We start from the raw sequence: 16,543 nt of genomic DNA, 5'->3' as shown, positions 1-16,543 counted from the left end.
CGTCCGCCAGGGCGGTGGACGGGACGACCTGACGGACGGGAGGCGCGGTCCGGGCCCGCCCCGCGCCTCCCGTCCGCCCGTCGGCCCTGCCCAGGGCGCGTGGCGCGCGCTCGACCGGTCACCGGTGCAGCGTGGCCTTCGGGTACTCGCCGTAGCGGCTCGTGTACTCCGCCGAGAACCGGCCGAGGTGGGCGAACCCCCAGCTGCGGGCGACCTCGCTCACCGAGGTGGTCGCGGTGTCGAGTCGCAGCAGGTCGCCCCGGACGCGCTGGAGCCGGACGGACCGGACGTAGGCCGACGGCGGCATCCCGAACAGCCGCTGGAACGACTCCTGCACGGCACGGACGCTCAAGCCGGACACCGCGGCGAGGTCCGACACGGCGATGGGTTCCGCCGCGTGCTCGTGCACGTGGTCGACCGCTCGCCGGATCCGGGCGTTCCGGGGTGCCCACAGGGCGCTCGACGGTTCGGCGGCCTTCGGTGGGTACAGGGCGAGGAAGGCGACGGCGACGGCCCGGGTGGCGTCCGACCACGCGGTCGAGGCCACGCCCTGCGCCGCGAGGACTCGACGAGCGGACTCGAGGACCTGCCGCCAGCGCACGACGGCGTCCGCTGCGGGGACGGCACGCTCGTCGAGGTGCAGGCCGCCGGAGGGCAGGCCGTGGCGCTCCTCGGCGACGGACCGCACGAACGCGCGGGTGAGGTGCACCATGACGGCGTCGTGGTTGCTGGCCTCGACCACGGCGCGTCGTTCGGTGGGCATCAGCGCCGGCACGCCGTTGTCGACCGGCCCGCCGCCGCGCAGGAGGTCGAGCGTGACGACGCCGCCGAGCACCAGGACGACGATGTACGCGTCGTCGGGGGCCACGGTGCCGCGGACGTAGCCGCGCATCTGCGACCGGCGGAGCGTCACGTTGCCGTCGCCGACGGCCAGGTACCGGAACGAGTACGCCCCGGTGGTCGGACGGGTCTGCCAGGAGGTGCCCGTGACGAGGCCCGGCAACTGCTCGAGGGCCTGCTCGGGCGTGGACGCCGAGGCCTCCAGGCGGACCGGAGCGGCGGCGGTGGCGGTGTTCGGTTCGGTGGTGGTCGCGGATGACGTCTCGTCGACGGATTGTTGCGGCACGGTGACACTCCCTGATCGTCTCGAGGAACACAGGAGTTCCGGCGACCGGGGTCCGGGGCAGCTGCCGCCAAGCTACGTCGGTCCTGCTCCGGGCACAAGGGCGGTGATGATGCTCCTGTTCCGCGCTGTGCGCGCTCTCCTACGTTCCGTGACGAATCACTGCGCCCCGTTACGTCGACGCTCGTGCGCGTCGCTCGCTCGTGTTTGCATCGCTCCACTGACGAGGGAGTGTTGCATGACGCACGTCGAACGCACCGCCCGCGCGGCCACGGTGCCGTTGCGGATCGCGGTGTTCTCGCACGGCACCGAGGCGCCGCCGGCGACCCGGGCCTACCGCGAGGAGCTCGAGCTCTTCACCGCGGCGGAACGCCTCGGGTACGACGGGGCCTGGGTCCGCCAGTTCCACTTCCGGCACGACGACGCACCGGCTCGCGGCGGTCTGCCGTCCCCGTTCGTCTTCTTCGCCGCCCTCGCCGAACGGACGTCCACCCTGCGCCTCGGGCTCGGCGCGGTCACGTTGCCGCACGAGGACCCGGTCCGGGTCGCCGAGGACGCCGCCGTCCTCGACGCGATCAGCGACGGCCGGGTGGAACTCGGCGTCGCGAACGGTGGCGGCCCGGAGACCCTCGACGTCTTCGCGCCCGGTCTGGTCGGGGCCGACCACGACACCCGTCGTGCCGCGTTCGACGAGCAGCTCGCACGGCTGCTCGACGCGCTGCGTGGTGCGTCACTCGGCACGGGGACCGCACGCCTGAACCCGGACGGCAGCGGGCTGCTCGACCGGATCTGGGACGCCACGCTCAGCGCCGAGAGCGCCGCCATCGCCGCCCGTCGGGGGCACGGAGTGCTGATCGGCACCACGCAGACCGTGCCGGCCGAGGTGACCGCGGACGCCTACCACGCCGCACTGCCAGACGGCGCTGTTCCCCGCGTCGCGCTCTCGACGGCGATCTACCCGGCCCCGGACCGCGAGACCGCGCTGCGCGAGGCGCGTGCGGGCATCGAGGCGAAGTACGCGTGGGGCGAGTCGTTCCTGCCGCCGGCGACGACCCTGGCCGAGAAGGCCGCGTCGCTCAACCTGCACTACGGCACGGCCGACGACATCGCGGAGTCGATCGCGTCGAAGCCGTACTCCCGGTACGCGACGCAGCTCAACGTGCAGGTCGACGACGGCTACTCCGACGTCGGTGCACGGACGGACGCCCTCGCGCTGTTCGCCGAGCAGGTGGCCCCGCAGCTCGGCGCCGTCCTGGCCCACGAGGCGGTGACGGCATGACCCGCGACGGCGGCCTGGTGCTCGGCGGGATGGTGTTCTACCCCGGCGGCGAGCACGTCATGAGCTGGCGCCTGCCGGGCAGCGAGCCGGACGCCTACCTGGACGTCGAGTACTACGTCCGGTTCGCGCAGACGCTCGAGCGCGGTGGGTTCGCGACGCTGTTCATCGCCGACGAGCTGTACGTCTGGGACCGCTTCGCGTCGGGCATCGACCACGCCGTGAACATCCGCACCGAGCCCTTCACCCTGCTCGGTGCCCTGTCGCAGCGGACCGAGCACATCGGGCTCGCCGCGACGGTCTCGACCACCTACAACGAGCCGTACCACGTGGCCCGGAAGCTGGCGTCGATCGACCACCTGAGCGAGGGCCGGGCCGCCTGGAACCTCGTCACGAGCGCCTCGGACGAAGAGGCCTGGAACTTCGGCCGCGACGCGAACCTCGACCACGCCGTCCGCTACCGCCGGGGTGCCGAGTTCGTCGACGTCGTGCAGGGCCTCTGGGACAGCTGGGACGACGACGCGTTCCTGTACGACCAGGAGTCCGGGTACTTCGCGAAGCGCGACGGACTGCACGTGCTCGACCACGAGGGCGAGTTCTTCCGCGTGCGCGGCCCGCTCAACATCGCCCGGCCGCCGCAGGCCCACCCGGTGCTGTTCCAGGCCGGGGCGTCCGAGGCCGGCCGTGCGCTGGCCGGGGCGAAGGCCGAGGGCGTCTTCACCCTCTGGCAGGACGACCTCGCCGACGCGCAGGCCCTGTACGCCGACTACAAGCGCCGCGCCGTCGAGCACGGACGTGACGCGTCGTCGATGCTGATCCTGCCGGCGGTGTCGCCGGTGATCGGCGACACCGAGGCCGACGCGCTGCGGCAGCTCGACGAGATCGAGGAGCTGACACCGGACCGCGTCTCGCTCGACCTGCTGTCCCACTACCTGCAGACCGACCTGTCCGACCGGCCGCTCGACGCACCGTTCGAGCACGTCTTCGACGAGACGGCGATCAACCAGTCGAAGTCCGTCTACGAGTCAATCCGCCGCATCGCTGCCGAGGCCACCACGCTGCGCGAGGTCTACCGGACGATCCTGCGCCGTCGGTTCCTGCCGGGCACGCCCGAGCAGATCGCCGACTGGCTGACCGAGCGCTACGAGCAGGACGCCGCCGACGGCTACATGCTCGCGTTCTCGTCGATCCCGGTGAGCGTCGACCGGTTCGTCGACCAGGTGGTGCCGGAGCTCGAACGTCGCGGCGTGTACGACCGCGCGTACCGCGGCGACACCCTGCGGGAGCACCTCGGGTTGGCGCGACCGGCGAGCCGGTACGACGGTTCGGCAGCCGCGCCGGCGCCCGCGGCTGTCGACCAGGAGGCGTCCGCATGAGCGACCGCATCCTGCTGGGCGCCTTCGCCTTCCACCCGGGCGGCGCGCACGTCACCGGGTGGCGGCACCCGTCCTCGCGCCCGGCCGAGCACCTGAGCATCCGGCACCACCGCCACATCGCGCAGACCGCCGAGCGCGGGGTCTTCGACACGCTCTTCCTCGCCGACGGCCTGTACTTCTGGGACCGGTACCCGTCGGGCGTCGACCACTACGGTGCGCTGCGGCCCGAACCGTTCACGCTGCTCGCCGCGCTGTCCCAGGTGACGTCGCGGATCGGCCTCGCCGCGACCGTGTCGACGACGTACAACGAGCCGTACCACCTGGCCAGGACCCTCGCCTCGCTCGACCACCTCAGCCGTGGGCGAGCCGCGTGGAACCTCGTCACGAGCCGCTACGACGAAGAGGCTCGCAACTTCGGTGGTGACGCCCACATCGACCACTCCCGGCGGTACGAGCGCGGTCGCGAGTTCGTCGACGTCGTGAACGGGCTGCTGGACAGCTGGGACGACGACGCGATCGTGGCCGACCCGTCGTCCGGGGTCTTCGCGCGCCGCGACGGCCTGCACCGTCTCGACCACGAGGGCGAGTTCTTCCGGGTGCGCGGGCCGCTCAACATCGCCCGGCCGCCGCAGGGCCACCCGCTGCTGTTCCAGGCCGGCGGGTCCGAGTCCGGGCTGGAACTCGCCGCGGACACGGCCGACGCGGTGTTCACCCGTGGTGGCTCCACCGCGGACGTCCGACGCTTCGTCGACGACCTGCGCGCCCGCGCCGTCCGGCACGGCCGCTCCGCCGACGCGGTGAAGATCATGCCGTCGGTGATGCCGGTCGTGGGGGAGACCGCCGCCGACGCCCGAGCCGAGGCGGACGCGATCCTCGCCCTGACGCCGGACGCTCTCATCCTCGAGGACGTGTCGCACCAGATCGGGCAGGACCTGTCCGGCCGCGACGTCGACGTGCCGTTCGACTACGCCGAGGAGTTCGACACCTCGAACGAGACCCGCTCGCCGAAGCCCGCGGTCGACCGGCTGCTCGCCGACGGCCCCGCGACGCCCCGCGACGTCTACGCGTGGTCGTACCGCCGCAGCCTGCTGACGGGCACCGGACCGGAGATCGCCGACCGGTTCGAGGAGCTCGCCGACGACGGTGGCGCCGACGGCTTCATCGTGCAGTTCCCGTACCTGCCCGGCGGGATCGACCGGTTCGTCGACCACGTCGTGCCGGAACTGCAGCGCCGCGGCCGGACCGCCACGGCGTACGACGACCTCACCCTGCGCGAGCGCTTCGGACACCCCCGGGTGCCGGACCGCGCGCACCGCTGACCGCACCACCCCTCCCAGCACCGCACCCCTGCAACCCGAACCCCTAGGAGTCATCCGTGACCGTCGACCTCACGTCGCGGCGGCGTCGCCTCAAGCGCCTCGCCCTCGCGGCCACCGCGTCCGCCCTCGCCCTCACGCTCGCCGCGTGCTCGTCCGGCGGCGACGCCTCGCCCGGATCGTCCTCGGACACCGGCACCTACACGCTCGGACTCCAGGAGCCCGACAGCACGATCAACCCGCTCACCACCTCGGACTACAACGCGATGTTCATCGTGGGGTTGGCGTCCGAGGGCCTGCTCAGCCAGGACGCGAAGGGCAAGCTCGAGGGCCGTCTGGCCGACTCGTGGAAGGCGTCGTCCGACGGACGCACCTGGACGGTGCAGCTCCGCGACGACCTGCAGTTCTCCGACGGTGCCGCGCTCACGAGCAAGGACGTCGTCGCGACGTTCGACTCGATCATCGGCAAGGACAGCCAGTCGCCCGGCAAGTCGAGCTTCGACGGCATCCTGCAGTCGGTCGCCGCCGACGGTGCCTCGACCATCGACTTCACGCTCGCCAAGCCGTACGCCGACTTCCCCTACCTGCTCACGGGCTCGAACACGACCATCCAGCCGGCCGGCTTCGACGCCGGCGCGAACTGGGCCAAGCAGCCCGTCGGCGCCGGACAGTTCGTGCTGACGAAGTACTCGGCCGGCCAGGGCGCCACGTTCACGAAGAACCCGGACTACTGGGACGCGAAGGACGTGGAGCTGCAGCAGGTCGACGTGAAGTTCTACGCCGACGAGCAGGCCCAGCTGCTCGCGTTCCAGAGCGGGGAGATCGACCAGATCGCCGCCAGCCCCACCGCGACGTCGACACTGCAGGCCTCGGACTACACCGAGACCGAACCGTACTTCAACAAGTTCGACGGCATCTTCCTCGACGTCACCAAGGCGCCCTTCGACGACCCGAAGGTCCGTGAGGCCTTCGCCCTCGCGCTCGACCGCGAGGAGATCGTCAAGACGGTCTACGGCGGCGCAGCCGAGGTCGGCAACGACACCACGTTCTTCCCGAGTTCGGCGATCCAGCCGAAGGGACTCGAGCAGCGCGAGCAGGACAAGGCGAAGGTCGCGGACCTGCTCGGCGGCAGGACGGTCTCGTTCGAGATCACGACGCTCGACGCCGAGAAGGCCCTCGCCCAGGTGGTGCAGCAGCAGCTCGAGGCGGTCGGCGGGTTCGACGTCACCCTCAAGGTGCTGACGAGCGCGCAGTACTACGCCGACGGCGACGACACCCCGTGGCTGAACGCCCCGGTGACGATCACCAACTGGGCGCAGCGCCTGCCCGCGCAGTACGTCGACCTGATCTACCGCGACGGCGCCGTCTGGAACGCCTCGAAGTACTCGAGCCCGGAGCTCGAGCAGCTGACCGACCGGTACGAGTCGACGACCGACGAGTCGGAGCGGCAGGACCTGGCGAACCAGATCGCCGAGATCGAGTGGACCGACCTGCCCGTGATCGTCCCTGCGTTCGCGTCGAGCAGCATCCTGCTGCAGAAGCGCGTCACGGGCACCTTCCGGTCGGGGCAGGACTTCCCGGGCGGGTTCGACTTCCGGGGCATCGGGGTCACCGCGTCATGAGCACCGCGCGCCGCCGTCGTCTGCTGACCCTGGTCGGGCAACGGGTCGTCCAGATCCCGCTCGTCCTGGTCGTGGTCTCCGTCCTGACGTTCTGGCTGGTCCAGGTCGTGCCGGGGGACCCGGGCCGGAACGCCCTCGGGCAGTACGCGACGGCGGCGCAGGTGCGCGCGTGGAACGTCGACCACGGGCTCGACGGGTCCCTCGTCAGCCGGTACCTGCACTGGATCGGCGGGTTCGTCACGGGGGACTGGGGCACGAGCTTCGTCTACTCCGAGCCGGTCCGCGACCTGGTGCTCGGCCGTCTCGGCAACTCCCTGCTGCTCGGCGCGTACGCGTTCGTCATCATGGTGCCGGTCGCGATCACGCTCGGTGCCGTGCAGGCGTACCGGCAGGGTCGCCGCTCCGACCGGGCCGTCACGGTCGGGCTGCTGACGATCTCGGCGGTGCCGGAGTTCGTCGTCGGGATCGTGCTGCTGCTCGTCTTCGCGGTCTGGCTGCGGGTGGTGCCGGTGCAGGCGTCCGGTGCGCTCGACGCCGGGTTCGGCGAGCGGCTCCGGGTGCTCACGCTGCCCGCCGTGGTGCTCGCCCTGGCGTACCTCGCCGTCCTGACCCGGATGGTGCGTGCGGGGACGATCGAGACGATCCGGTCGCAGTTCCACCGCACCGCCGTGCTCAAGGGCCTGACCACCGGCCAGGTCGTCCGCCGGCACGTCGTCCGCAACGCGCTCATCCCGACGTTCTCGGTGCTCGGCATCTACCTCGGCACCCTGCTCGGCGGCAGCGTCATCGTCGAGACCCTGTTCTCCTACCCGGGCCTCGGCGCGCTGCTCGTGTCGGCCGCCGAACGCAAGGACGCCCTGCTGCTCGAGAGCGGGGTGATGCTCGCCGGGGCGCTCTCGCTCGGCGCGCTCCTGCTCACCGACCTGCTGTTCGTGGTGGTCGATCCCCGGATCCGCTTCGAACGGGTGGCCACCGCATGACCGCCGTCGTCCCCGGCGCCGTCGAGACCGACGGGGTCGCCGGTCGTCCGTCGGCGTCGATCACCACGGGCACCGCACGGGTCACCCGCCGCGGGTGGCGCGGACTCCTCCGGCGTCCCACGTTCCTGGTCTCCGTGGCGATCCTGCTCTGGTGGGTCGTCCTGGCCGTGGGCTGGCACCTGCTCGGCCTGCAGCCCTTCGCCCGCACCGGCGAGCTCCTGCAGGCGCCGAGCGCTGCGCACTGGTTCGGCACCGACTCGCTCGGCCGTGACGTCTTCGCCCGCGTCGCCGCCGGGGCCCGGCCGGCGCTCGTCATCGGCCCGTTCGGCGCGGCGCTGGCGACCGTCGTCGGCGGCACCCTGGGCCTGCTCGCCGGCTACCACCGCGGCTGGGTCGACACCGCCCTGATGCGGTTCTTCGACGTGCTGCTCGCGTTGCCCAGCCTGATCTTCCTGGTCGTGCTCGTCGGTGCGTTCGGGGTGTCGACGCCCGCGCTCGTCCTCATCGTCGGCGTGCTTTTCGCGCCGGGCATCGCGCGGATCGTCCGGGCCGCGGTGCTCGTCGAGATGGGCAAGTCCTACGTCCAGGCCGCACGGCTGCAGGGTGAGAGCGCCGTCCGGGCGATGGTCACCGAGTTGCTGCCGAACGTGATCGGGGTCTTCGTGATCCAGGCGGTCCTGAGCCTCGGTGCCGCGATCTTCATCACCGCGTCGCTGTCGTTCCTCGGGCTCGGTTCGCAACCACCGGCCGCCGACTGGGGGCTCGACATCAACGCGAACCGCGCCTACCTGCAGGCCGCGTGGTGGACGGTCGTGTTCCCGGGTGTCGCCGTGGCGTCGATCGTCGTGTCCGCGAACCTGATCGCCGACAACCTCAAGGAGGTCTCCGAGTGACCGAGCAGACCGGCACGAGCCAGCAGCCCCGGACCACCGGCACGACCGACGCACTGGTCCGCGTCGAGGGGCTCACCGTGTCGTACCGCGGCACCCGGGTGGTCGACGACGTCGCGTTCGTGATCGAGCCCGGTGGCTCGTACGGGCTCGTGGGCGAGTCCGGCTCCGGCAAGAGCACCGTCGCCGGCACGCTGACGGCGTCGCTCGGCCCGGACGCCGCCGTCGGGTCGTCGGCGCTGGTCGTCGACGGCGTCGACGTCGCGTCCCTGCGCGGTGAGCGCCTCCGGCGGTTCCGGCGCGACGTCGTGGCGGTCGTCCACCAGGAACCCGGCCTCGCCCTCAACCCGACGATGACGGTCGGACGCCAGGTCGCCGAGGTCCTGCGCGCCACGGGCTCCGGCCGCGCGACTGCGGACACCGCGACGATCGAGGCGTTCACCCGGGTCGGGCTGCCGTCGCCGACGACGATCGGGGTCCGGTACCCGCACGAGCTGTCCGGCGGTCAGCAGCAGCGCGTCGCGATCGCGATGGCCCTGGTGGCCCGTCCGCGCCTGCTCGTGCTCGACGAACCCACCACCGGCCTGGACAGCACGGTCGAGGCGGGCATCATGGCGCTCATCGACGAGCTCCGGACCGAGATCGGCTTCGCGACCCTGCTCATCAGCCACAACCTGCCGCTGGTCGCGGCGCACTGCGGACGGGTCGGGGTGCTCCGCCACGGGGTGCTCGTCGAGGAGGGCACCGCGACCCAGGTGCTGCTCCACCCCACGGAGCCGTACACGAAGCAGCTCGTCGACGCCCTGCCCGACATCACGACGGGCAAGGCAGGAACGGCGGGCAAGGCGGGAACGGCGGGCAAGGCGGGAACGACGGGCACGACCGCCGAGACCGCGCAGCACGACGTCCTCGCGACGATCAGGGGCCTCCGCAAGGAGTACGACGGCGCCGTCGCCCTCGACGGCATCGACCTCGAGCTGCGCCGCGGTGAGGTGCTGGGCGTCGTGGGGGAGTCCGGCTCCGGCAAGACGACCTTCGGCCGAGCACTCGCCGGACTGGTCCGACACGACGGCACGATCACGCTGGACGCCGGCGACCGGACGCCGACCGGCACCCCACCCGTGCAGGTCGTGTTCCAGAACGCGGACGCCTCGCTCAACCCGCGACGGACGGTCCGACAGGTGCTCGGACGGGCGATCCGGCTGCTGCACGGCGACGGCACCGCCGAGCAGCTCGCGGCGCGGGTCGGGCTGCCCGCCGACGTCCTCGACCGCCGGCCGGCCCAGCTGTCCGGCGGGCAGAAGCAGCGCGTCGCCATCGCCCGGGCGTTCGCCGGACCGGTGCCGCTGGTGGTGTGCGACGAACCCACGTCGGCCCTCGACGTCTCGGTGCAGGCGCGGATCCTCGACCTGGTGCTCGACCTGCAGCGCACCACCGGCACGACCTGCGTGTTCATCTCGCACGACCTCGCCGTCGTGCGCCGGGTCGCCGACCGCATCGCGGTCTTCGACGGCGGTCGTGTCGTCGACGTGGGCCCCGCGGAGCGGCTGTTCGACGCGGGCGCGCACCCGCGCACCCGCGAGCTCGTCGCGGCCGCGCTCGACCTGCGCCGGCGCGCCGGTCTGGTGGCTCCCGCGGCCTGAGCGGGGCCCTGGACCTGCGCACAGGAGGACGGGCGCGGGCCGATCAGCGTGACGCGCCAGCGGCACGCGGGCCGCGCCGACCGAGCCTGCGAGGGAGGGGTGGCGGGTCTGCCACGGGCCTCCCGTCCGCCTGTCGGTCGCGTTCCGTGCCGCGGACGCTGAGCGTTCCGCGCTACTTCGCGAGGAACGCCAGCACCACGCGGTTCCACTCGTCCGGGTGGCTGACGTTGACGCCGTGCGGGCCGCCGGCCACGACGTGCAGCTCGGAGCCGGCGATCGCGGCGTGCGTGCGGGCACCCGAGCCCTCGAACGGCACGGTCGCGTCTCCGTCACCGTGGATGACGAGCGTCGGCACGGTGACCTTCGGCAGGTCGTCACGGAAGTCGGTGTTCGCGAAGGACGCCATCGCCTCGAGCGCGGCGGTCTTCGACGCCTGCTTCGCGAGCGTGAGTGCCTGCTGCCGGTCCTCCTCGGAGACGACCAGGGTGCCGTCCACCGAGAAGAAGTCGGTCGTGAACTGGTCGTAGAACGCGTCCTCGTCCTTCGTCAGGCCCGCGGTCATCTCGGCCGCCTGCTCCTTCGGCAGCGGGCCGTCCGGGTTGTCCGACGTCTGCAGCAGGTACGGCGGCACGGCCGAGGCGAAGACGACGCTGTGCAGCCGCTCGGTGCCGTACTTCGAGAAGTAGCGGGCGACCTCGCCGCCGCCCATCGAGAAGCCGACGAGGGTGACGTCCTGCAGGTCGAGCTCGGTGAGGATCGTGTGCAGGTCCTCGGTGAGGTGGTCGTAGTCGTAGCCGGTCTTCGGCTTGTCGCTGCGACCGAAGCCGCGACGGTCGTAGGTGACGACGCGGTGTCCGGCGTCGACGAACGCCGGGACCTGCTTGCTCCAGGACTCGCCGGACAGCGGCCAGCCGTGGATCAGGACGACGGTGCGGCCGGAGCCGCCGGTGTCGTCGACGTGCAGGTTCGTGTCCTTGAAGAGCCCGTGGTGGGCGGTGATCTCGGTCAAGAGTCGCTTCCTTCCCGCGCCGCACGGGAGGCGGCACGCACCTCGTTGCTACCAGCGGGATCCCGAGCGACAGCGCGGAGTGGACAGACCCCTCGGCGTCGGCGTCGGCGTCGGCCTCGGTGTCTGTGACGCGCGCGGCGACCACGGCCTACTGTCCAGCAGGATCAGGGAACCGTCACCGCGGCGGATGCCCCTCGTCACGAGGGAGCACCGATGAAGTACGTCAACTACGCGGGGACCGTCCGGGTCCTGACCGGTGACACGGTCGCCGACGCGGTGATCCGGTACGCGGCCGCCCTGCACCAGAGCCGGTTGAGCGACGTCGTGTCGGTCCCGACGACCGACGACTTCGGCGCGGCCACCACGGTGGAGCTGCTCCTCGCACCAGCGGTGGCAGTCGCCCTGGAGCCGGCGCCGGACGACGACCTGGAACCCGAGGGTGGGGCATTCCTGGCCGAGATGCGCCGGCGGACCGAGGCGGTCCTGGCGGTCGACGCCAGCAGGTTCCCGACCGACCTCGGGCGGTGAGCGCGGTGCGCGCGGTGAGCGCGGTGCGTGCGGTGCGTGTCGCTCCGACTGCGCTGCGGTCAGGCGACCGGTCCGTCGCCCGTCAGGTCCGAGCGGGTGTCGGCGTGGATCGTCTCAGGGTGGTCGAACGTCCGCGCTGCAGCACGCAGGCGTTCCACGAACTCACCGTTCTCGACCTCGAGCTCGTCCGCGTCGGCGTCGGCGACGACGATCTCGCTCGACGGGCCGATGAGGATCTTCGTGGTCGTCATCGTGCCGTCCTCCGCCACCGTCGGGACCGCGATCGCGTCCGCGCGACTGCCGCCGGCGAGCGCCGCGGCGTACTCGATCACGGCGTCGGCGACGTCGTCGCTCGTCAGGAACGTGGAGCGGTCGTACTGGATGTACTTCATGCCGCATCAGTCAAACGCGCGGATGCTGGTCGTCGTCCAGGAACCCCGGCGCGTCGTGCGTTGCGCGGATGCCGACATGTCGCGAGGATCATCACGTGCCCGAGATGATGCACCGCACGCAGCGGGAGATCAGGACAGACGAGCCGTCGGTCGCGGCCGAGGCACTGTCGGTGACCCACGTGACCCACGGACTCACCGTCGAGGCGACCGGAGAGGGCTTCGTCTTCGAGGAGCGCGTGCGGGGCACCGCCCTGCTCTCCCTCGAGTCGACGCGGTGCACGGGTGCCCTGAGCGGCGCGGTCGAGCCCGGGCGGGCGATGATGATCGTCTGGGTGAAGGCCGGTTCGGCGCACGTCGACGACAACCCGGTGCAGATCGGCCGCCCCGTGCTCTACCGACAGGACCCGCAGCGGTTCCGGTGGGTGGACTTCCAGCACGACGTGCTGCGCATCGACCGGACGATCGTCGAGAAGGTCGCCGCCGAGCGCGGTGACTGGGCGCCGGGTCCGCTGGAGTTCCGTCCCCGACACGTGCCAGAGGGTGCGCCGCTCGCCGCCTGGTGGCTCATGGTCCGGTCGGTCGCGCAGGAGGTCCTGCAGGGTCCCACCGACGTGCCGCTCGAGCGGGAGCGCGAGCTCGCCCGGTTCGCCGCCGGCGGCTTGCTGACCGCGATCCCGCACTGGCCGGTGGGGCAGCACGAACCGGTCATGGCGTCGACCGCGCGCTTCGCCCGTGCCGAGACGTTCCTGCTCGACCACGCGACCGAGCAGATCACCGTCAACGACGTCGCCGAGGCCGCGGGGCTGAGCGTCCGCGGGGTGCAGGCGGCGTTCCAGCGGCACCACGGCATCACGCCGACGATGTACCTGCGTCGGATCCGGCTCCTGCTCGCCCGGGAGCAGCTCGAGGCCGGCGACGACCGCAGCGTCGCCGAGATCGCCCGGGCGACGGGGTTCGCGCACCTGGGCCGGTTCGCGGGGAGCTACCGGCAGGAGTTCGGGGAGCTGCCGCGGCAGACGGCGCTGGCGGCGCGGGAGTAGCGGTCCGGGGCGTTACCGCAAGGATCACGCAACGGCCCGGGCGTCCGTTGTCGGTCTCCTGGGGAGCGCTTACGTTTCCGGTGTGTGGTGTCGCCGCACGACTCCCTCGAGCCCAGGAGGCCGCATGGCCACGCCAGCCGTCCCCGTCCCCGTTACCTCGACGTTCGCCCGACGCCTCCGCGAGGACGTCGCGCACGCCCGGGAGCACGTCCTGCTCACGGCCCTGCTCGGCTCGCCGTTCCTGCCGCGGGTCGTGCGACGGCTGCTGCTGAACGCCGCGGGCGCGCACGCCGAGTCGGCCCCCGGCGTCGGCTTCTCGCTCACGGGCGACCCGCGCAACCTGTCGGTCGCGCGAGGCGTCTACTTCAACCGCGCGACGACCATCGAGGCCATCGCCCCCGTCAGCATCGGTGCGAACGCCGCGATCGGCATGCAGGTCCTCATCATGACGAGCCACCACGCGATCGACGCCGACGGCCGGTGGAGCGACACCGCGACCGGCCGTCCGGTCGTCATCGAGGACCGCGTGTGGATCGGCGGCCGTGCGACGATCCTGCCCGGCGCGCACATCGAGCACGACGTGGTCGTCGCGGCCGGCGCGGTCGTCACCGGGCGCCTGCTGGCGCACGGCGTCTACGCGGGCGTGCCGGCGAAGCGCATCCGTGACCTGGCCGGGGCAGACCCGGCCACGGACCGCAGAGCGACCGCCTGACGGCCTGGAGGCGCGGGGCGGCGCCGCCACGAGCCTCCAGGCCGCATCCCACGTCCGTCCAAGGCACCGCGCCCTTCCGCGGGCACGTCGCGTCTGCGACGATGGGCGCGCAGCGGGCGACGACGCCCGCCCGTCGTGAGGAGTCCACCATGTCCGTGCGTCTCAACCCGTACCTCGGCTTCCGCTCGGGGGCCCGCGAAGCCCTCGACTTCTACCACTCGGTGTTCCACGGCGAGCTCACGATCGGCACCTTCGGCGAAGCCGGCATGAGCCAGGACCCCGCCGACGCCGACAAGGTCATGCACGGGCAGCTCGAGGGCGAGAACGGCCTGCTGCTGATGGCCTCGGACGCGCCGACGGGCATGGAGACGCCGTCGGAGAGCACGATCTCGTTGTCGCTCAGCGGCGACGACCACGAGGCCCTGACCCGCTACTGGAACGGGCTCGCCGAGGGCGCGTCGATCATCGAACCGCTCACGACGGCCCCGTGGGGCGACACCTTCGGGATGCTCACCGACCGGTTCCGGGTCACGTGGCTCGTGAACATCACCGGCGCGGCGAGCTGACGGAGACGGGGACCCCGCCGACGCTCGCGGCGATCGGCCACCGCGGCACCCAGCACCGGACCCGGGCGGCGTAGCGGCGGAAGTCCTCGCCGAAGCGGGCCTCGAGGTCGGCCTCCTCGAGCGGCCGGACGACGCAGTTCCACACGATCGACCCGGCGAGTGCGTAGACGACGACCATCCACGACCCGAGCAGCAGCCCGACGGCGACGCCCTGCGTGATGCCGGCGAGCGCCATCGGGTTGCGCACCGAGCGGTACGGGCCGGCGACGACCAACCGGTTCGCACTGGCGGACGGCAGCGGGGTGCCAGCGCCCTTGGTCGACATCGCCGCGGCCGACGCGAGGCCGAGCGCGCTGGCGAGCGCGAGGACGACGAGCCCGACCACCAGCAGCGCGGTCACGACCGGTCCGGGCAGTGCGGGGTGCAGCCGCCAGCGGTGCTCGGCGACGGCGATGGCCACGGGGAACACCCCGAGGAACAGCCCCCAGAAGACGACGATCTGCACGGTCGTCGCGAGCACGTGCCGTGACGTCGCGGCACCCGGGTCGGCCGTGCGGAACCGCAGCGGACCGGACGTCAACCACTCGGTCGGTACCCGGCCGAGCAGGACGAGGGCGAGGGCCAGCACGGAACCGACGGTCGCCGCGGTCATGACGACGACGCCCCAGCCGGCCTCGCCGGTGACGGTCGCCCAGACGGCGAGTCCGGCGAGGACGAGCGCGGTCCACACGGTGGCGACGGTCACCGCGATCCGTCCGACCGTGCCCGCGGAGACCGCCGCGAGCGCCGAGGCCACGACGAAGAGCGGGACGTCGAGGGCCGCGACGGCCACCGGGTCCAGCGAGCCGAGCGTGAGCGTCCGGACGGCGGGGACGGTCGCGACGCCGATCCACCACACCGCGCCGCCGAGGGCCTGCAGTGCGAAGTAGAGCCGGCCCCAGGACACGTCTGCACGCTAGCAGTGCGCGTCGATCGCGGGGGCGGGCCCGGGGGCGCTTCGTGAGCAGAAATGGTCGGGTGCTGCAAGCGAACCCGACCATTCCTGCTCACGATGTACCGCGGATCAGTCCTCGCGGTTGATCTGCCCGTCGGCGCGCGGTGCAGGTCAGGGCGTGACCATGCCGCCGTTCACGTTGAGCGTCTCGCCGACGACGTAGCTCGACTCGTCCGACGCCAGGAAGACGTAGGCCGGTGCGAGTTCGGCTGGCTGTCCGGCGCGGCCCATCGGCGACTCGCTGCTCCCGAACTCCGGCAACGTCGACGGGTCGACGCCGCCGCTCGGCTGCAGGACCGTCCACGTCGGCCCGGGAGCGACGACGTTCACGCGGATGCCACGCTCGACGAGCAGCTGCGACAGCCCCTTCGACAGGTTGTTGATCGCGCCCTTCGACGCCGCGTAGTCGAGCCGGTCGGGTGCCGGCTTGTACGCCTCCATCGACGCCGTCGTGGTGATCGTCGCACCGGGTTCCAGGTGCGGCAGCGCCGCCTTGACGAGGCGGAACAGCCCGAAGACGTTCACGTCGAAGGTCGCCTCGAACTGGTCGTCGGTGATGTCGAGCACGTCCGGCTGCCAGCGCTGCTTGCCGGCGACGCTCACCAGGGCGTCGAGACCGCCGAGTCCGGCGACGGCCTGGTCGACGAGCTCCTGCGCGTACGCCTTGTCACGCAGGTCGCCGGGGATCGCCACGGCGGTGCGTCCGGCGGCACGGATCTGCTCGAGCACGTGGTCGGCGTCGGACTGCTCCTCCGGCAGGTAGGCGATCGCGACGTCGGCGCCCTCGCGGGCGAACGCGATCGCGACGGCGCCGCCGATGCCGGAGTCACCGCCGGTGATCAGGGCCTTGCGGCCGGCGAGCCGGCCGGTGCCCCGGTAGCTCGTCTCGCCCAGGTCGGGGACCGGGTCCATGGCGGACTGGAGGCCCGGCTCGTCCTGCGTCTGCGGCTCCGGCTTGACGTCGGGGTAGCGGGTGCGCGGGTCGCCGTGTTCGTACTGGTCGGTGGGCATGCGAGTTCCTTCCTGCTCGTGCCTCCACGGAACCCGTCCCGGCTGGGCGGCGGCGGAGCGCCATC

At 72.3% G+C, this 16,543-nt stretch carries 16 protein-coding genes; 11 read left to right on the top strand and 5 right to left on the bottom strand.

Annotated elements, in window-relative coordinates; translation table 11 throughout:
* Positions 1–118 precede the first annotated feature (118 nt).
* Complete coding sequence (locus tag ITJ69_RS20920; RefSeq protein ID WP_194672464.1) at positions 119–1,126, bottom strand: helix-turn-helix transcriptional regulator; 1,008 nt, start codon at positions 1,124–1,126, stop codon at positions 119–121.
* 235 nt (positions 1,127–1,361) lie between these two features.
* Here ITJ69_RS20920 and ITJ69_RS07465 point away from each other — a divergent pair, with 235 nt between their 5' ends.
* From ITJ69_RS07465 to ITJ69_RS07435, 7 genes are read left to right on the top strand one after another with little or no spacing between them, the layout of a single operon-like run.
* A complete protein-coding gene (locus ITJ69_RS07465) occupies positions 1,362–2,402 on the top strand; it encodes an LLM class flavin-dependent oxidoreductase (protein ID WP_159573002.1) in 1,041 nt (346 codons plus the stop codon).
* Positions 2,399–3,775, top strand: a complete 1,377-nt coding sequence (locus ITJ69_RS07460) for an LLM class flavin-dependent oxidoreductase (protein WP_194672463.1) — start codon at positions 2,399–2,401, stop codon at positions 3,773–3,775. Before ITJ69_RS07465 ends, ITJ69_RS07460 begins: the two co-directional genes overlap by 4 nt.
* On the top strand, positions 3,772–5,094 hold the full coding sequence (locus ITJ69_RS07455) for an NtaA/DmoA family FMN-dependent monooxygenase (protein ID WP_194672462.1): 1,323 nt from the start codon (positions 3,772–3,774) through the stop codon (positions 5,092–5,094). Before ITJ69_RS07460 ends, ITJ69_RS07455 begins: the two co-directional genes overlap by 4 nt.
* A gap of 56 nt (positions 5,095–5,150) precedes the next feature.
* Positions 5,151–6,713, top strand: coding sequence for an ABC transporter substrate-binding protein (locus ITJ69_RS07450; protein ID WP_194672461.1), 1,563 nt, complete (start codon positions 5,151–5,153; stop codon positions 6,711–6,713).
* A complete protein-coding gene (locus tag ITJ69_RS07445) occupies positions 6,710–7,693 on the top strand; it encodes an ABC transporter permease (RefSeq protein ID WP_131878869.1) in 984 nt (327 codons plus the stop codon). Before ITJ69_RS07450 ends, ITJ69_RS07445 begins: the two co-directional genes overlap by 4 nt.
* Complete coding sequence (locus tag ITJ69_RS07440) at positions 7,690–8,586, top strand: ABC transporter permease (protein ID WP_159573003.1); 897 nt, start codon at positions 7,690–7,692, stop codon at positions 8,584–8,586. The genes ITJ69_RS07445 and ITJ69_RS07440 overlap by 4 nt, the downstream gene beginning before the upstream one ends.
* A complete protein-coding gene (locus ITJ69_RS07435; protein WP_194672460.1) occupies positions 8,583–10,226 on the top strand; it encodes an ATP-binding cassette domain-containing protein in 1,644 nt (547 codons plus the stop codon). The genes ITJ69_RS07440 and ITJ69_RS07435 overlap by 4 nt, the downstream gene beginning before the upstream one ends.
* A gap of 172 nt (positions 10,227–10,398) precedes the next feature.
* Here the strand turns inward: ITJ69_RS07435 and ITJ69_RS07430 are convergent, their stop codons facing one another.
* Positions 10,399–11,235: an alpha/beta fold hydrolase gene (locus ITJ69_RS07430; protein ID WP_194672459.1), complete on the bottom strand. Its 837-nt coding sequence runs from the start codon at positions 11,233–11,235 to the stop codon at positions 10,399–10,401.
* Positions 11,236–11,448: 213 nt separating this feature from the next.
* On the opposite strand from ITJ69_RS07430, the gene ITJ69_RS07425 reads away from it, so the two are divergent.
* Complete coding sequence (locus ITJ69_RS07425; protein ID WP_131920421.1) at positions 11,449–11,763, top strand: hypothetical protein; 315 nt, start codon at positions 11,449–11,451, stop codon at positions 11,761–11,763.
* A 59-nt stretch (positions 11,764–11,822) separates the two neighbouring features.
* On the opposite strand, the gene ITJ69_RS07420 is transcribed toward ITJ69_RS07425, so the two are convergent.
* On the bottom strand, positions 11,823–12,155 hold the full coding sequence (locus ITJ69_RS07420; RefSeq protein ID WP_194672458.1) for a hypothetical protein: 333 nt from the start codon (positions 12,153–12,155) through the stop codon (positions 11,823–11,825).
* 104 nt (positions 12,156–12,259) lie between these two features.
* Here ITJ69_RS07420 and ITJ69_RS07415 point away from each other — a divergent pair, with 104 nt between their 5' ends.
* The 3 genes from ITJ69_RS07415 to ITJ69_RS07405 all read left to right on the top strand — a co-directional run bounded on the left by ITJ69_RS07415 (position 12,260) and on the right by ITJ69_RS07405 (position 14,473).
* Complete coding sequence (locus ITJ69_RS07415; protein ID WP_228505158.1) at positions 12,260–13,195, top strand: AraC family transcriptional regulator; 936 nt, start codon at positions 12,260–12,262, stop codon at positions 13,193–13,195.
* Between the two features lie 124 nt (positions 13,196–13,319).
* On the top strand, positions 13,320–13,907 hold the full coding sequence (locus tag ITJ69_RS07410) for an acyltransferase (protein ID WP_194672456.1): 588 nt from the start codon (positions 13,320–13,322) through the stop codon (positions 13,905–13,907).
* A gap of 149 nt (positions 13,908–14,056) precedes the next feature.
* Positions 14,057–14,473, top strand: a complete 417-nt coding sequence (locus ITJ69_RS07405) for a VOC family protein (RefSeq protein ID WP_123672882.1) — start codon at positions 14,057–14,059, stop codon at positions 14,471–14,473.
* Here ITJ69_RS07405 and ITJ69_RS07400 read toward each other — a convergent pair.
* On the bottom strand, positions 14,454–15,419 hold the full coding sequence (locus ITJ69_RS07400; RefSeq protein WP_194672455.1) for a methyltransferase family protein: 966 nt from the start codon (positions 15,417–15,419) through the stop codon (positions 14,454–14,456). The genes ITJ69_RS07405 and ITJ69_RS07400 overlap by 20 nt on opposite strands.
* A 159-nt stretch (positions 15,420–15,578) precedes the next feature.
* Positions 15,579–16,478, bottom strand: a complete 900-nt coding sequence (locus tag ITJ69_RS07395) for an SDR family oxidoreductase (protein ID WP_123938225.1) — start codon at positions 16,476–16,478, stop codon at positions 15,579–15,581.
* Positions 16,479–16,543: the final 65 nt, after the last annotated feature.

This window comes from Curtobacterium sp. VKM Ac-2887 (assembly GCF_015350935.1).
Lineage (GTDB): Bacteria > Actinomycetota > Actinomycetes > Actinomycetales > Microbacteriaceae > Curtobacterium.
The sequence above is the reverse complement of the archived record's forward strand: the minus strand, read 5'-3'. Positions and strand labels throughout refer to the sequence as shown.

Coding starts and splice junctions, on each gene's coding strand:
- ITJ69_RS07405 (WP_123672882.1), top strand. CDS start 14,057: ATGTCCGTGCGTCTCAACCCGTACCTCGGCTTCCGCTCGGGGGCCCGC.
- ITJ69_RS07445 (WP_131878869.1), top strand. CDS start 6,710: ATGAGCACCGCGCGCCGCCGTCGTCTGCTGACCCTGGTCGGGCAACGG.
- ITJ69_RS07415 (WP_228505158.1), top strand. CDS start 12,260: ATGATGCACCGCACGCAGCGGGAGATCAGGACAGACGAGCCGTCGGTC.
- ITJ69_RS07455 (WP_194672462.1), top strand. CDS start 3,772: ATGAGCGACCGCATCCTGCTGGGCGCCTTCGCCTTCCACCCGGGCGGC.
- ITJ69_RS07420 (WP_194672458.1), bottom strand. CDS start 12,155: ATGAAGTACATCCAGTACGACCGCTCCACGTTCCTGACGAGCGACGAC.
- ITJ69_RS07465 (WP_159573002.1), top strand. CDS start 1,362: ATGACGCACGTCGAACGCACCGCCCGCGCGGCCACGGTGCCGTTGCGG.
- ITJ69_RS07410 (WP_194672456.1), top strand. CDS start 13,320: ATGGCCACGCCAGCCGTCCCCGTCCCCGTTACCTCGACGTTCGCCCGA.
- ITJ69_RS07395 (WP_123938225.1), bottom strand. CDS start 16,478: ATGCCCACCGACCAGTACGAACACGGCGACCCGCGCACCCGCTACCCC.
- ITJ69_RS07425 (WP_131920421.1), top strand. CDS start 11,449: ATGAAGTACGTCAACTACGCGGGGACCGTCCGGGTCCTGACCGGTGAC.
- ITJ69_RS07440 (WP_159573003.1), top strand. CDS start 7,690: ATGACCGCCGTCGTCCCCGGCGCCGTCGAGACCGACGGGGTCGCCGGT.
- ITJ69_RS07460 (WP_194672463.1), top strand. CDS start 2,399: ATGACCCGCGACGGCGGCCTGGTGCTCGGCGGGATGGTGTTCTACCCC.